17 protein-coding genes are annotated in these 13,383 nt (G+C 66.2%); 8 read left to right on the top strand and 9 right to left on the bottom strand.

Features of this window, described 5'->3' with window-relative positions; translation table 11 throughout:
* Positions 1 to 57: 57 nt before the first annotated feature.
* Together ACSU1G_RS15865 and ACSU1G_RS15860 are read right to left on the bottom strand one after the other, a co-directional pair.
* Entirely contained in the window at positions 58 to 768 is a 711-nt protein-coding gene (locus ACSU1G_RS15865; protein WP_439280933.1) for a hypothetical protein, read from the bottom strand.
* A 38-nt stretch (positions 769 to 806) separates the two neighbouring features.
* Entirely contained in the window at positions 807 to 1,043 is a 237-nt protein-coding gene (locus ACSU1G_RS15860; protein ID WP_439281270.1) for a type II toxin-antitoxin system prevent-host-death family antitoxin, read from the bottom strand.
* Positions 1,044 to 1,172: 129 nt separating this feature from the next.
* Here ACSU1G_RS15860 and ACSU1G_RS15855 point away from each other — a divergent pair, with 129 nt between their 5' ends.
* From ACSU1G_RS15855 to ACSU1G_RS15845, 3 genes are all read left to right on the top strand, one after another.
* Positions 1,173 to 2,786, top strand: coding sequence for an S-layer homology domain-containing protein (locus ACSU1G_RS15855; RefSeq protein WP_439280932.1), 1,614 nt, complete (start codon positions 1,173 to 1,175; stop codon positions 2,784 to 2,786).
* 54 nt (positions 2,787 to 2,840) lie between these two features.
* A complete protein-coding gene (locus ACSU1G_RS15850; RefSeq protein WP_439280931.1) occupies positions 2,841 to 3,104 on the top strand; it encodes a ribbon-helix-helix protein, CopG family in 264 nt (87 codons plus the stop codon).
* 100 nt (positions 3,105 to 3,204) lie between these two features.
* Complete coding sequence (locus ACSU1G_RS15845; RefSeq protein WP_439280930.1) at positions 3,205 to 3,378, top strand: hypothetical protein; 174 nt, start codon at positions 3,205 to 3,207, stop codon at positions 3,376 to 3,378.
* 98 nt (positions 3,379 to 3,476) lie between these two features.
* Here the strand turns inward: ACSU1G_RS15845 and ACSU1G_RS15840 are convergent, their stop codons facing one another.
* On the bottom strand, positions 3,477 to 4,436 hold the full coding sequence (locus tag ACSU1G_RS15840; RefSeq protein WP_439280929.1) for a LysR family transcriptional regulator: 960 nt from the start codon (positions 4,434 to 4,436) through the stop codon (positions 3,477 to 3,479).
* A gap of 138 nt (positions 4,437 to 4,574) precedes the next feature.
* Here ACSU1G_RS15840 and ACSU1G_RS15835 point away from each other — a divergent pair, with 138 nt between their 5' ends.
* The 3 genes from ACSU1G_RS15835 to ACSU1G_RS15825 are packed head-to-tail and all read left to right on the top strand — an operon-like array spanning position 4,575 to position 7,716.
* Positions 4,575 to 5,807: an MFS transporter gene (locus ACSU1G_RS15835; protein ID WP_439280928.1), complete on the top strand. Its 1,233-nt coding sequence runs from the start codon at positions 4,575 to 4,577 to the stop codon at positions 5,805 to 5,807.
* Complete coding sequence (locus tag ACSU1G_RS15830) at positions 5,804 to 6,700, top strand: MBL fold metallo-hydrolase (RefSeq protein ID WP_439280927.1); 897 nt, start codon at positions 5,804 to 5,806, stop codon at positions 6,698 to 6,700. Before ACSU1G_RS15835 ends, ACSU1G_RS15830 begins: the two co-directional genes overlap by 4 nt.
* A 41-nt stretch (positions 6,701 to 6,741) precedes the next feature.
* Positions 6,742 to 7,716, top strand: a complete 975-nt coding sequence (locus tag ACSU1G_RS15825; protein ID WP_439280926.1) for a fumarylacetoacetate hydrolase family protein — start codon at positions 6,742 to 6,744, stop codon at positions 7,714 to 7,716.
* Between the two features lie 22 nt (positions 7,717 to 7,738).
* Here the strand turns inward: ACSU1G_RS15825 and tsaE are convergent, their stop codons facing one another.
* The 4 genes from tsaE to ACSU1G_RS15805 form a co-directional block, all read right to left on the bottom strand.
* The gene (gene tsaE, locus ACSU1G_RS15820; RefSeq protein WP_439280925.1) at positions 7,739 to 8,380 is read right to left on the bottom strand and encodes a tRNA (adenosine(37)-N6)-threonylcarbamoyltransferase complex ATPase subunit type 1 TsaE; all 642 of its coding nucleotides are present in this window, start codon (positions 8,378 to 8,380) and stop codon (positions 7,739 to 7,741) included.
* 5 nt (positions 8,381 to 8,385) lie between these two features.
* Positions 8,386 to 9,690, bottom strand: a complete 1,305-nt coding sequence (gene alr, locus ACSU1G_RS15815) for an alanine racemase (RefSeq protein WP_439280924.1) — start codon at positions 9,688 to 9,690, stop codon at positions 8,386 to 8,388.
* Positions 9,691 to 9,837: 147 nt separating this feature from the next.
* Positions 9,838 to 9,981, bottom strand: a complete 144-nt coding sequence (locus ACSU1G_RS15810; protein ID WP_439280923.1) for a hypothetical protein — start codon at positions 9,979 to 9,981, stop codon at positions 9,838 to 9,840.
* Between the two features lie 191 nt (positions 9,982 to 10,172).
* Complete coding sequence (locus tag ACSU1G_RS15805) at positions 10,173 to 10,310, bottom strand: hypothetical protein (RefSeq protein ID WP_439280922.1); 138 nt, start codon at positions 10,308 to 10,310, stop codon at positions 10,173 to 10,175.
* A 330-nt stretch (positions 10,311 to 10,640) separates the two neighbouring features.
* Here ACSU1G_RS15805 and rfbA point away from each other — a divergent pair, with 330 nt between their 5' ends.
* Positions 10,641 to 11,543 (top strand): glucose-1-phosphate thymidylyltransferase RfbA, encoded by a 903-nt coding sequence (rfbA, locus tag ACSU1G_RS15800; protein ID WP_439280921.1) that lies wholly within the window; start codon positions 10,641 to 10,643, stop codon positions 11,541 to 11,543.
* A gap of 224 nt (positions 11,544 to 11,767) precedes the next feature.
* Positions 11,768 to 12,382: a methyltransferase gene (locus ACSU1G_RS15795; protein ID WP_439280920.1), complete on the top strand. Its 615-nt coding sequence runs from the start codon at positions 11,768 to 11,770 to the stop codon at positions 12,380 to 12,382.
* On the opposite strand, the gene ACSU1G_RS15790 is transcribed toward ACSU1G_RS15795, so the two are convergent.
* Both ACSU1G_RS15790 and ACSU1G_RS15785 read right to left on the bottom strand, forming a co-directional pair.
* Positions 12,383 to 12,949 carry a zeta toxin family protein gene (locus ACSU1G_RS15790; RefSeq protein WP_439280919.1) on the bottom strand — a complete coding sequence of 189 codons (567 nt, stop codon included), beginning with the start codon at positions 12,947 to 12,949 and terminating at the stop codon, positions 12,383 to 12,385.
* Positions 12,949 to 13,308 (bottom strand): TA system antitoxin ParD family protein, encoded by a 360-nt coding sequence (locus tag ACSU1G_RS15785; protein ID WP_439280918.1) that lies wholly within the window; start codon positions 13,306 to 13,308, stop codon positions 12,949 to 12,951. Before ACSU1G_RS15785 ends, ACSU1G_RS15790 begins: the two co-directional genes overlap by 1 nt.
* Between the last annotated feature and the right edge of the window lie 75 nt (positions 13,309 to 13,383).

Here is a 13,383-nt window from a genome sequence, read left to right as displayed (position 1 = left end):
ACTACTCCGCAAGGTATGTCAGTTGAAACGGCGGTTCTACTCTCACTGCCGCCCCTGTCACCTGACGTGGGCCCGGTGGGCGCCGGCGTGGCCACGTGGACGGATGCACGGTGCCTTGGCGATCTTCATCGGGGCACCGCATCGCGGCTCGCCACGGAGGGCCAGGAAACGATCAGGATCAGCGCTGGACGTTAGGCGGTGCAGAGCCGCTTCCAACGCCCATTCGGGCCTGTGCTCACCAGTATCCGGATCCCATCCTGCGGACATGGCTGCGGTGATCTCGTCGGTCGTCAGCAGCTTGGCCACGCGCTCATCGAGCAGGCCGGAAGCGACGGTTGCTTGTTGCAGGCCCGCCGGTGCGGGGCCGGGGATGTAATCCCACTGCCCCAGCCCGGTGACCGTGGCCATAGCACCATCGAGGAGTTCGAGCATCTCCCAGATCTGCTGCACCTCGGCGTCGGTGAGGACCCCGGATGCCACGAGGGCGTTGGCCACGTCGTAGACCAGGTTGTCGTGCCGGTGACCAACGGCTACAACCTCCACGAGTTCGGTTCCGCTGTTGGTGATGCTCGAGCGGAAGACGATCCGGTAGGTCCGGTCGACAGATTCCGCGGTGTTGAACCCTGCCAGCTTCTGGCCACCGCGGTTCGACAAGGTGTGTTTGCCCCAGGGCACCCTGCAGATAGCAACGATGTCTTCCAAGACCTGGAGTTGCTCATCGATGGAGACGTTGGAGTCGATCCACTCGATCACTGCGTCTGAGACCACGATCTCCGCTGGGTCGTCTGGGGGATGCTCCCCTCTCCTCAAGTGCGACCGAGCCTGTTCCGCGCTTCTTCTAGGGGTCGAAGGGTGGCCCGGTCAGCAACCAATGCAGCGGCACTGGCCAAAACCTGGGCCTGGGTCTCGCGGACGCTTCTGACCATCTCGTCGTAGTGCTCGGGCGACAGGGTGACGGACACCGGCTTGTTGTGGCTGGTGACCACCACCGGTTGCTCTTGGGCCTTGGCGGTGACATAGGCGGTGCCCTTGCGGTTCGCCAGGGTGGCAGGGTGATCCCCCGCACGTCAACAACGGACACCACACGTGGCCCATGTCATGATGATCTTCCCCGGTCCAGCGGGGGCGTTCGGCATCCCCCTGTCGTCACTTGCAGAAAGCAGAACCCCGCCATGTCCACCCACCCGGAATTCCCGCGGGGGCGCCACCGGCGCAACCTCGCCCGCACGCTGGCCTCCACGGTCATTGCGCTCTTCGTGGCCGCCTCCCTCCCGGCAGCAGCCCTGGCCGCTCCGCCCACCGGTGGGGACCCCCAGAGCCCTGATGTCTCCATCACCTCGGACCCGTATCCGATCACACTCGTCCCCGGCACCGCCGGGAAGGACGCAGAGAAGGACTCCGGCAAGGACGCCGGCACGGACGCGACCCCTGATTCCGACGACGCCAGCCGCCAGGCGGCCGCCGCAAGCCCCTGCCTGGTGGACTTCAGGGACGTCCCCCCGAATCACACCTTCTACCGGGCGGTCACCTGGCTGGCCTGCGCGGACCTGACGAAGGGCAACGCGGACGGCTCGTTCGGGGTCGGGAGGCAGATCACCCGCGGTGAGGCCATCGTCTTCCTGTACCGGATGTCCGGGGACACACACAACGCCGGGACCACGCAGGACTATCCGGACGTGAACCCCCGCCATTTCACCTTCACCGCCGTGTCCTGGGCGAAGGAGAAGGAGATCACGCTCGGCTACCGGGACGGCACCTTCGGGGTCAACCGGGACATCAGCCGCGGTGAGCTGGCCACGTTCATGCTCCGGGCCGCCGGGATCAGTGACTACACACCGCCGGCCACCAGCCCCTACAAGGACATGAGGGACGAGACGGACCGGTACTACTTCGGGCCGGCCGCCTGGCTCAAGGAGACCGGCATGATCTCCGGCTACGCGGACGGCACCTTCCGCCCCATGCGACCGATCACCCGTGGCGAGACCGCGCAGTTCCTCTACGCCCTGCGAACCTATCAGAATGGTGGGACGCCTCCAGCCGCACCGGCCACCCCGCCCAAGCCCTACGTGCCCCCGGCGAGTCCGAACACGGTCTACCTCAAGGTCACCACGGGGATCTACCAGAGCGACAACTACGACTCCACCAAGCTGAAGACCGTGCCGGCCCAGAGCGAGCTCACCAAGATCTCGTCCCAGGGGGACATGACGAAGGTGACGTCCGGGACCACGACCGGCTGGGTGAACTCCACCTTCCTGACCGCCGGTAAGCCCGGGACCACAGCGAAGCGGTACCCGAATCCGAAGACCTACACCCAGTACGCCAACAACAACATGGCCCCATGGTGCTGGGATGTCCCGCTCTCCACAATTCCCGGCTACGGCGGCGGCTTCGCCAGTTACGAGTACAGCCAGTCCAGCTACAACGACGACTCGAAGGAGGTCACGGAGGCCATCGAGCTGGGTGACGTGTATCCGGTGAACAGCGGCCCCAGCGTGGCAGTGCAATTGCACGAGTGCGGCCACGTCCTGCAGTACCGCGCCTACAAGTACGACTCGGCTGCCTTGGATCAGGGCATGAACGCGGTCTACCCGAACAACGGCGCCGGCATCCCCAAGGGTGAGTACCACAGCGGGGTCGAGCACATGGCGGACTGCATCGCCGATGTCATGGGTGCCCAGCGGAGCGGCGTGTTCGGTGCCTACACGTACCAAGCAGGCTACGGCGGCAAGTGCACCTCCACGCACCTCGACGTGGCCCGACAGGTCATCGCGGGCAAGCGCCCGTAGTGACCGCTCCATCACGGCTGGACTGCCAACGTATTTACGTCATACATTAATCCCATGGAGTCGCGAGAGGCAATAGACGGCGTCCCCGTCAGCGAAGAACAGATCCAGGTCTGGGCTGATGAAGCCGAAGCCGGATACGACACCAAGACGTTGAAGAAGCGTGGACGGGGCCGCCCAGGTCGAGGGGCGCTGCCTTCCCAAGTCGTCGCTCTCCGACTCACGGTCGAGGAGCTCGCGGCTGTCGACGACAGAGCAGCGCGCGAACACAAGACCAGATCAGAGATCATTCGAGAAGCCATTGCGGCATTTGCGGCGTGAAACGACTGGCCAACCACAAGGCCAAGATCCTGCCCCACGTTTCACTGCTCACAGTGCCGGGACCGGTCCAGTAGGACGTTGCCAATGATTGGAGACCAGCATGACGCTAGCTGAGGTTCGGAAGCGGCAAGTAGACGAGGCCCTCCACAGCGCAGAACTCGCAGGCTTGAGCGCCTCGGAAGAAACTCGCGCCGATGCCGACTCTTTTGCCTCAGGGCAGATCGACTCAGACGAACTCGTGGACAGAGTTCGCGCAAGAAATGGCCTCTCCTGAAGTCGTTGACCCATATCTGACGCACCCACACCTTCTGCCCTGAAAGTGATGCGACGTCAGGTTGGCAGGCGGACACCCGTCCAGCGGGGAAGGTCCCCTCAACACTCTCGATTCCTCGTGCGGTCAAGTGTCCGCAGCGCCGGCCCGCTGGGTGTCCGCGACAGCATCGGCACCGTACGCTTGAGGGCACCCCGTAGCCACTCGATGGCGGGGTCCTCGTCGTTGCGTGGGTGCCAGTAGACGCGCTCAGCCATCGGAATCGACATGTCCGCTGGTAGCTCGAACACCGAGAGTGCCAGCGTGCGCGATGCCTTGGCTGCGAGCATGCGGGGAACGAAGGCCACCATCTGCGTGCCAGCCACCAGGAGCGGCAGGGTCGCGAGTCCGAAAAGTCGGGCACTGATGTTGTTCTCGATGCCGGCACGGCGGAGCAGGTCATGGACATCATCATGGTCAGGGTCGTTGAGGTAGGCCACGGCGTGCGGCAGCGCTTCAAGGTCCTCGAGTGAAGGGTGGGCGCACGCGAGTACTTCATTGTCCCGAGATGCGATGAGCACGAAGTCATCGGTGAACAGCTCACTCGAGTTCCCTGGGATCCCAAATCCCACTGGCCCGACGATGAGGTCGAGTGATGCAAACGCCCCGAGTGTCCCGTCACGGGACGGCTGCGGCGCGAAGTCGACAGATGTCCCGGGCGCCTCCCTCGCGAACGTCTCGAAGAGCGGACCGGCAAGAATCGCCGTCATGTAGTCGGTGGAGGCAATCACAAAGCGGCGTTCACTGTGCAACGGATCGAAGGACTGCTTGCGATCGATGACCGGCTTGAGTTGCGACATCGCATGCACGACGGCAGGAAGGAGATCACGCGCGAACGGCGTGAGCTGCATCGTCCGACCTGATCGGACGAGCAGCTCGTCGTCATAGTGCCGCCGAAGCCGAGACAAGGTGGCCGACGTTGCAGGTTGACTCAGGTGCAGTCGGCTGGCAGCGCGGGTGACGCTGCGCTCCTCCAGCAGCACATGCAGGGGGTGCAGCATGTTGAAGTCGAATCTGGCCACGGTTCCTCCGATATCTGTCCCATGGATATGCGCTATCTCTTTTCGACGATGGCGTAAATACTACGGGGGTGTGACGATCATCTCGTGCGCTGCCTGAGACAGCACGCCTTTCAACGACGAAGGAAAGCGAGATCGATCATGACCACGATCTTTGAAACGTCCCGGCGACCGATTCCTGCGGGAGAGATCCGGCGGGGATGGCCCGCGCTCCTGTTCTCCACGCTCGGCGCCGGCGTCGGCTTCAGCTCCCTCGGGTACATCCTCGGCACGCTCGTGGTGCCGCTGCAGGATGAGTTCGGATGGGGCCGCGGCCAGATCAACCTCGCAAGCCTCGTGAGCTCGCTCGGACTCGCCTTCGCCTTGCCGTTCGTCGGCAGACTTCTCGACCGGTTCGGCGTCAAGCGCGTCACCCTGGTCTCGGTGCCGTTGCTCGTCGTCACCCTCACGATGCTCGGCCTCTACACGTCGAGCCTTGCAGTGTTCTTGATGTTCTACGCGTTCGCAGGAGTCCTCGGGGCAGGCACTTCAGCCGTGACGTACTCCAAGGCGATCGTCGAGAAGTTCGACACCCGTCGCGGCATCGCGCTCGGCATCATGGCGGCAGGCCTTGGCTGTGCAGGTCTGCTCCTTCCGCCTCTCATGGGTATCGTCATCGCCAACGCCGGCTGGCGGGGCGCCTACCTGACGATGGCAGCGCTAGCGGCGCTGCCGTTCGTGCTCGTCTTCTTCGCGCGGCTGGGCTCACCGTCGACCGCGGCCATCGAACCCGCCGCCGTAGAGATCAACAAACCGGCACATATCCGTCACGCGATGCGACGTCGCGAGTTCTGGATCCTGTGTGCCTCCTTCTTCCTGCTCGGCTGGGCCCTGCTCACCATGGTGCCGCACTTCGTGCCCCTACTCATCGACTCCGGTGTCGCACCGGTGCAGGCGGCCCTGCTGTCCTCACTCATCGGCGTCGGGACCGTGATCGCGCGTCCTGTCATCGGCTGGCTCTTCGACCGCTTCTACGCCACGTACGTTGCCGTGCCCATGTTCATCGCCGCAGCGATCGGCTGCCTCCTGCTGCTGTGGGGAGGCCCCGCAGCAGCTCCGGTGACGGCATTGCTCATCGGCATCGGATTCGGTGCGGAGATCGATCTCATGAGCTATCTGAGTTCGCGGTACTTCAGCCGCCAGGCCTTTGCCTCGCTCTACAGCTTCGTGTACAGCCTCTTCATGGTGGGCAGCGCGCTCGGACCAGTCGTCGCAGGGTTCTTCTTCGACGCCCAGGGGAGCTACTCGAGTCCGCTCGTGATCGCCGCCTCGATGATGGCAGTCGCCGCCGTCCTCCTACTCACCCTGCCGAAATTCACCAAGGATCACGCATGAACGACCGACCAGCACTGCAACAACTCACCGAGGACGTGTGGGCCTACGTCCAGCCCGACGGTGGCTGGATGATCAACAACATGGGGCTCATCGCACGACCGGACGGGTTGACGAGCGTTGACGTCACATCAACCGAGCGACGGACCCGCGACTACCTCGATGCCATCGAGGCGACAGTGGGCGGCCGCGTACAACGCCTGGTACTGACACACGCGCATCCCGACCACTGCAACGGTGCCTCGCTGCTGCCCGAGGCCGAGATCATCGCGCACCGGAGTGTGGCCGAGGAGCTGCGCGCACCGCACGCTGTGGCTCCGCAGATCTTCACGCCGTTCGACCAAGGTTCTGCGGAGCATCGACTGCCGACGATCGTGTTCGACGAGTCCGTCACGATCGCGCCCGGTGACCGGCCGATCGAGGTGCAACACCCCGGGACGATCGCACACACGTCGGGCGATGCCTACGTGTGGTTGCCCGCCGAGCGCGTGCTGTTCACCGGCGACCTCGTCTTCAACGGCGGCACTCCCTTTGCGCTCTCAGGCTCCCTGCGCGGCTGGCTGCGGGCGCTCGACAGGCTCGCCGCACTCGACCCCGTCACGGTCGTACCAGGCCACGGACCGGTGGGCGGCCCTGAATTACTCGAGCCGGTGCGGGTCTATCTCTCGTTCGTCCTCGAGGCAGCAGCGGATGCCGACACCCGCGGACTCGGCCCCTTGGAAGCAGCGAGAGGCCTCGACCTCGGACCGTTTGCGGAATGGCCCGAGCGAGAGCGGATCGTCGGCAACCTGCACCGCGCTCTCGCTGAGCTCCGCGGCACGACGGTCGACATGCCGACGGCCTGGCAAGACATGTATGAGTACAACGGCAGGGCGCCACTCGACTGCCACGCATGATCCACCAGGCCCCGGGACCCAGAAAGTGAAAGGAGAAGACCGTGAAACTAGCACGATGGACGAATCTCGACGGCACTGTCAGCGAGGGTTTCGTGATCGAGGACTCGACCGTGACGTTCCCCGACGGGGCGACCGTCACGTCAGTGCTCGAGCTGGGGATCGAGGGAGCGCGCCACCTGTTCGATCGCGTGCAATCCGCACCGCGGACCCTGCTGAGCCAGGTCCGACTCCTCGCCCCGCTACCGCCGAGCTCGGTTCGGGATTTCGTCGCCTTCGAAGAGCACGTCGAGGGGGTGAGTGCGGGCGTCGAGGGCACCAGCAACGTCCCGGCCGAGTGGTACCAGGCACCCACGTTCTACTTCACGAATCCCCACACGATCTCGGGGACGGGCGCAGTCATCAGGCCTCCGGTCTCCGACCGGCTCGACTTCGAACTCGAGCTGGCGGTCGTCATCGGCGGCGGACCCAGTGCTCCCGAGTCCAACCTCGATGTCGATCAAAGCGCGTCAGTCATCTTCGGGTACTGCATCATGAACGACTGGTCAGCGCGCGATCTGCAGGCCCGCGAGATGCAGGTGCGGTTGGGGCCCGCGAAGGGAAAAGACTTCGGGATGACCCTGGGCCCCTGGATCGTGACAGCCGACGAGCTCGCCCCGCATCTGGACAACGAGGGGTTCCTCGCAGTGCGCGCGGAGGCCTACGTCAACGGTGACCTGGTCGGCGAGGACCTGGTGTCGAACATGGGGTGGCCGTTCCCCGAACTGGTGGCCTATGCTTCCCGCAACTCACGTGTGGTGGCGGGAGACGTGCTCGGCTCAGGCACCGTGGGCAACGGTGGCTGTCTCGGAGAGCTCTGGGGGCGGAACGGTGGGCTCACTCCACCGCCGCTGCAACCGGGCGACTCAGTGCGCCTCGTGATCGAGGGAGTCGGGGAGATCCAGAACACCGTGGGCGAGCCGGTTTCGGCCCCGCCGATTCCGATGGCCCGCCCCCGCACGAGACAGCGTTGGACGTAGTACTCCGGAAAGTGATGCGACATCAGGTCGGCACTCGGACACCCGTCCAGCGGGGGCCGTAGGCCAGCAGCACAGCGGTGCGCACCTCGTCCGCTCCGGTCCCGTCCTCGTCGGAGAAGTCGGTGATGAAGGGCACGACGCCGGCCCCCGCCTCCGCCTGTCCGCCCACCTCGGGCGGTGCTCCAGCCGCGGCCACGGCGCCACCCTCGGCACGGACCAGTTCCAGGTCCAACCAGGAGGCCTCCGGGTCGTCCGGCCAACCGGCCAGGGCTTCAGCCAGCCCCCTCCCCCACTCGACCACGGTCACGGAGCGGTCCACGGTGGCGTCGAGATCCAGGTCCAGCAGCTCCCCGGCGGAACCCAGCCGGTAGGCGTCCACGTGCACGAGGTCCGGGCCGGCGCCGTCGTCGTCTCGCACCGAGGGGTGGATCCGGGACAGCACGAACGTCGGCGAGATGATCCCCTCGCGCACGCCCAGCCCGGCCCCGAGCCCCTGGGTGAAGGTGGTCTTGCCCGCCCCGAGCTCCCCGGTCAGGATCACCAGGTCCCCCGCCCGCAATACCGAGGCCAGCTGGGCGGCCCAGGCCTGGGTCGCCTCGGCGCCGTCCAGGGTCACCTCCACGCGCCACACCGGCTCCGGCAGTCGCCCGGCAGCCCCCGTCATGTCCTTCAACGGCCGGGGCCTGTCGGGGCGCCGGTGTCCTCGTCGGGCCGGCTGTCCACGTGGATGCGCGGCACGCGGGAGCCGATCCGGGTGACCAGCTCGTAGTTGATGGTCCCCGCCGCCGAGGCCCATTCATCGGCGGTGATCCCGGATTTCGGACCGAACAGCTCCACGCCGGCCCCCACGGGGGCCACGGACTCGTCCACCGTTTCCAGGTCCACCACGAACTGGTCCATCGCGATCTTCCCGGCCACCTGGTAGCGGTGCCCGCCGATCGAGACGGGCGCGGCGATCGCCGTGCGCGGGACCCCGTCCCCGTAACCGAGGGGAATCAGCGCGAGCCGCGTGGCCGCCGTCGTGCGGTAGCGGTAGCCGTAGGAGACCCCGTGGCCGGGGCCCACCGCCTTGTTCTGGGCCACCGTGGTGGTGATGGACATGGCGGGTTGCAGGTCGAAGTCCGAGGCGGGGCGGCCCGCGAAGGGGGTGAGCCCGTAGATGCCGAGACCGGCGCGGACCAGGTCCAGGTGGGAGTCCGGGCGGTCGAGGATGCCCGGGGTGTTGGCGATGTGCCGCACGTCCGGGTGCAGTCCGGCGGCGCGCGCGGTCTCCACGGCACCGTGGAAGAGGTCGAGCTGCTCGTCCGTCTCGGCCTCGCGCTCCTCCTCGTCCGCCACGGCCAGGTGGGAGAAGATCCCCACCACGCGGATCAGCCCGGCCTCCTGCAGCTCGGCGGCGCGGGCCACCACGTGCGGCCAGTCCTCCAGGGTGGCGCCGTTGCGGCCCAGCCCCGTGTCCACCTTCAGGTGCACGCGGGCGGGGCACTCCAGCCGTTGGGCGGCGGCGGCGATGGGCTCGAGCTCCCAGCCGGAGGCGCCGAGGTCGATGTTCTCCTCCACCGCGCGGCCGAAGGGGGTGTCCTGGGTGTGCAGCCAGGCCAGCAGGGGCGCGGAGATCCCGGCGTCCCGCAGGGCCAGCGCCTCGGAGGCGTGCGCCACGCCCAGCCAGGTGGCCCCGGCGTCCAGGGCGGCGCGCGCCACGGGCACCGCGCCGTGGCCGTAGCCGTCCGCCTTGACCACGGCCATCAGCGCGGACGGCTGCACCCAGGAACGCAGGGCGGCCACGTTGTGCCGGATGGCGGCCAGATCCACGACGGCGGCCCGCTCGGCCGGTCCGGTGTGCCTCAGCGCCGCGGTGGTGCTGGAGGACCCGGTGGGACTGTGCCTGGGACGGGGGCGGTCCCACGGGGCCGGGGCTTGGGGGTGCTCGGTGCGGTGATCTGCGGGGTGGTTGATGACGTGGTCTGCTGACATGATGCCGATCATTCTTCCACCTGCACCGGACAACGGCAGGGCACGCCCCGCGGTTGGAGTGATCCCCGGGATGGAAGAATGCACGTCAGCATTCGGTCGACTGCTCGTCTTGGGCTCAGCGGTGACGGATCGATTCGATCCTGGGTACTACTGGATGCTGAGCAAGAGGATGAAGAAGACGGCCAGGGCGGCCAGCACTAACACCATCGAAGCAAGGGTTGCCGCATTGAAACGGCTGTGGCGCCGGACATACTCGGTGCGGTAGCGGATGTGTGGCTGAGAAGCAGACATGGTTCCCCTTTGGGGTGCAAGGCACCCGATGGGCGGGCACCATGAAACGGGTCGAGGAACTAGAAAGACGAAGTGCCTACGGCGGGGATGCCGAAGAACACTATCCAATTCCAGCGGTTAAGGTTTTCCTCACGTTATTGTAGGTTCAAATTAGTCTTCTCACAAGGAGAGTTTATTGACCCCGTGGCCCTTCAGAAGTTCAGCAGGAGAACGAAGAAGGCCACCATGACGGCCACAATCAGCACGGTTGACACCACCACGGCAGATCCAGAGCGATTCCGGCGGACGTACACGGTGCGGTACCGTACCTGCTTCTGGTCGCTGGGCATTGCCGTTCCTTACTGGTCCACGACGCGACAGGCTCACGCAGAACGGGGAAAGCTCTGAGAGCGCGATGAGACGGTGCGTGGACCCGGGTGAGTGGCTTCACGAGGTGGAACGCCGCGCGAGCCAGGCGTCAGCCGGGGGGAGGACGGACTCTCGCGGCGTTCCACTGAGAACCTAGGCAAGAACAGGCCCTGATTCCAGCCGAAAGCACGGCTGAGCGGCATTTCATGGGAAATCGAGAGGGCAGCTGCTCTCGGGACCAGCCAAGCCGGGTAGTGAACAGGTACGGCCCCGCCTTACCCGGCCATCCCGGCACCCCTAGGTTCGAGTCCATGAAGGGCATCATCCTGGCCGGTGGAACCGGCTCCCGACTGCATCCGATCACCCTGGGTGTGTCCAAGCAGCTGGTCCCGGTCTATGACAAGCCGATGATCTACTACCCCCTGTCCACCCTGATCCTGGCGGGCATCCAGGACATCCTGATCATCACCACCCCGCACGACGCCGAAGCGTTTCATCGCCTCCTCGGGGACGGCTCCTGCTTCGGCATCAACCTGTCCTACACCGTCCAGCCCTCCCCCGACGGCCTGGCCCAGGCCTTCGTCCTCGGCGAAGACCACATCGGCACGGACACCGTGGCCCTGGTGCTCGGCGACAACCTGTTCTACGGCGCCGGCATGGGCGAACAACTCACCCGCTTCCAAGAGATCGACGGCGGCGCCGTGTTCGGCTACCAGGTCAAGAACCCCTCCGCGTACGGCGTGGTCGAGTTCGACGAGGATGGCCGGGTGCTGTCCCTCGAGGAGAAACCCGCCGCCCCCAAGTCGACCTTCGCCGTGCCCGGGCTGTACTTCTATGACAACGACGTCATCGAGATCGCCCGCGACCTGAAGCCCTCCGCCCGCGGCGAGCTGGAGATCACGGACGTCAACCGCACCTACCTGGAGCAGGGACGCCTGCAGGTCTCCATCCTGCCCCGGGGCACCGCCTGGCTGGACACCGGGACCTTCGACGACCTCACCGACGCCTCCGACTTCATCCGCACCGTGGAGAAACGCCAGGGCCTGAAGGTCTCCGCCCCCGAAGAGGTCGCCTGGCGCCGCGGCTTCCTCACCGACGACCAGCTCCGCCGCGTGGCCGAACCCCTCGTCAAATCCGGCTACGGCCAGTACCTGCTGGAGTTGCTCGAGAACGAACGCAGCATCCCGGAGCTGAGTCTGCGGGCGGCGTCCTGAGCCGCCCACCGATCATGGTGTGCATCTGCATCCGCGACGAACGCGACCCGCGGACGGTGGCGATCCTGGATCCCGAGTGCCCGCGGGTGGACCAGCATTGACGGTCCTGGCGTCCTGGCGTCCTACCCCAACAACCCATGTGTCACCTGCTGGGTCAGGGCGGCAGCCCCGATCACGGCGCCAATCAGGTCCAGGTCGCGCGGCAGACTGACACAATGAAACCCATGCCCCACCTGATCTTCTGCGGCCTGGACATCACCTACGACCACCGCGTGCTCGAACCCCGCCCCTGGACCGAGGCCCAGTCCACCTGGGCGGCCGAATTACTCCCCACAGCCCCCGTGGGGCCGGTGCTGGAGCTCTGCGCCGGGGCCGGGCACATCGGCCTCGGCGCCGTGAAGGACACCGACCGCGCACTGGTCATGGTGGACGTCAACCCCGCGGCCGAGGAACTCTCCCTGCAGAACGCGGCCGCCAACGGCCTCGCCGCGCGGATCGATTTCCGGCTGGGCCGGATGGAGGAGGTCCTGGATGCCGGCGAGCGCTTCGCCGTGATCGTGGCGGACCCGCCGTGGGTCCGCTCGGACGAGACCTCCCGGTTCCCCGAGGACCCGGTCCTGGCCATCGACGGCGGCGGGGACGGCCTGGACCTGGCACGCACCTGTGTGGACCTGATGGACCGGCACCTGTCCGACGGCGGCGCCGGCCTCCTGCAGTTGGGCAACCTCGCGCAGGCGGAGACGATCGCCGCCTATGCCGCGGCGCAGACTGCCGGGCGGCTCACCCTGGCGGAGTCCCGGGAGTTCGAGCGCGGCGTGCTGGTGCGCCTGAGCCGCTGATCACCCGCGCAAAGCATCCGGCGACCAAGCCGGCCAGTTCGGAGTACCGATGAGTGCACCATTTCGATACGTCGCGCACAAGCGAAACGGAGCACGTGCACTGCTGTTGTCGAACACCTCTGCCACGTCGGCAATCTGGATCGCGACACCAACGTGCTCCCACAGTCGCTCATAGCGATCGCGGATCTTCTTCTCCGGCACGGAGTGACCGCCGCGGCGGACTCGCTCGACGACGCGCTGAACGGTCAGTTCAACGGGAACCATGATCACGTGCAGATGCACGAGGTAGCCGGCATTCACGGCGTCCGAGACAAGGTCGACCTTGCTCGGGTGCGAGAACACGGTTTCCGATATGAACGAATCCCCCGCAGCGGTCCGGTCGCGACGCTGCGCCTCTGCGATCCCCGCGGCCTCATATGCATGTTCAGCTTGGGCATCGGGCCACCTCGAGGCTGAGATCTCGCCTGCATTGATCAACAGCAGGTGTGTGGTGGGCGTCAGGACGTCGCGAGCGTAGCTGGACTTTCCAGCACCGTTGGGCCCTGCGAGCAGATGCAGCAGTGGCATCAGTCGCGAGCCGGGCGCACGACGAGGTTGCCGTCTTCGTCGATCTCCGAGTAGGACTCCCCCGCCGCAGTAAACTCGGCTTCGTAGTTCAGGCCACTGCGCAGAACTGTCACTCGGTCAGCCCACTCTTCTCGGACGATCGCTTGTTCCCGCTCGCCAAGTGAGTCATATGAGATTGCACCGGCGAGGACCTCGGCGATCGCGCGATGGTGCACTCGCGGCGACATCTCCAGCTCGCGGCCAATGCGCGCCCAGTGCGCGATCTGCTGCGGCACCGTGCGCGAGGTGACGAGTGCCGCCGAAACGGCGGACTCGTACACGTCTGCAGGGAGACGGGTCGGCTGGCTGCTCCTAGTCATAAACATATGGTAGCACCGTGCTACACGAATGACCTGACCTGGGCGGCGCCGCTGGACCGAGGCGGAGACCACCGC

Source organism: Microbacterium sp. A93, assembly GCF_051842835.1.
The sequence above is the reverse complement of the archived record's forward strand: the minus strand, read 5'-3'. Positions and strand labels throughout refer to the sequence as shown.

What these genes read in the sequence shown, in the direction of transcription:
- ACSU1G_RS15855 (WP_439280932.1), top strand. Translation starts at nt 1,173, where the DNA reads ATGTCCACCCACCCGGAATTCCCGCGGGGGCGCCACCGGCGCAACCTC.
- ACSU1G_RS15850 (WP_439280931.1), top strand. Translation starts at nt 2,841, where the DNA reads ATGGAGTCGCGAGAGGCAATAGACGGCGTCCCCGTCAGCGAAGAACAG.
- ACSU1G_RS15845 (WP_439280930.1), top strand. Translation starts at nt 3,205, where the DNA reads ATGACGCTAGCTGAGGTTCGGAAGCGGCAAGTAGACGAGGCCCTCCAC.
- ACSU1G_RS15835 (WP_439280928.1), top strand. Translation starts at nt 4,575, where the DNA reads ATGACCACGATCTTTGAAACGTCCCGGCGACCGATTCCTGCGGGAGAG.
- ACSU1G_RS15830 (WP_439280927.1), top strand. Translation starts at nt 5,804, where the DNA reads ATGAACGACCGACCAGCACTGCAACAACTCACCGAGGACGTGTGGGCC.
- tsaE (WP_439280925.1), bottom strand. Translation starts at nt 8,380, where the DNA reads ATGACGGGGGCTGCCGGGCGACTGCCGGAGCCGGTGTGGCGCGTGGAG.
- alr (WP_439280924.1), bottom strand. Translation starts at nt 9,690, where the DNA reads ATGTCAGCAGACCACGTCATCAACCACCCCGCAGATCACCGCACCGAG.
- ACSU1G_RS15810 (WP_439280923.1), bottom strand. Translation starts at nt 9,981, where the DNA reads ATGTCTGCTTCTCAGCCACACATCCGCTACCGCACCGAGTATGTCCGG.
- ACSU1G_RS15805 (WP_439280922.1), bottom strand. Translation starts at nt 10,310, where the DNA reads ATGCCCAGCGACCAGAAGCAGGTACGGTACCGCACCGTGTACGTCCGC.
- rfbA (WP_439280921.1), top strand. Translation starts at nt 10,641, where the DNA reads ATGAAGGGCATCATCCTGGCCGGTGGAACCGGCTCCCGACTGCATCCG.
- ACSU1G_RS15795 (WP_439280920.1), top strand. Translation starts at nt 11,768, where the DNA reads ATGCCCCACCTGATCTTCTGCGGCCTGGACATCACCTACGACCACCGC.
- ACSU1G_RS15790 (WP_439280919.1), bottom strand. Translation starts at nt 12,949, where the DNA reads ATGCCACTGCTGCATCTGCTCGCAGGGCCCAACGGTGCTGGAAAGTCC.
- ACSU1G_RS15785 (WP_439280918.1), bottom strand. Translation starts at nt 13,308, where the DNA reads ATGACTAGGAGCAGCCAGCCGACCCGTCTCCCTGCAGACGTGTACGAG.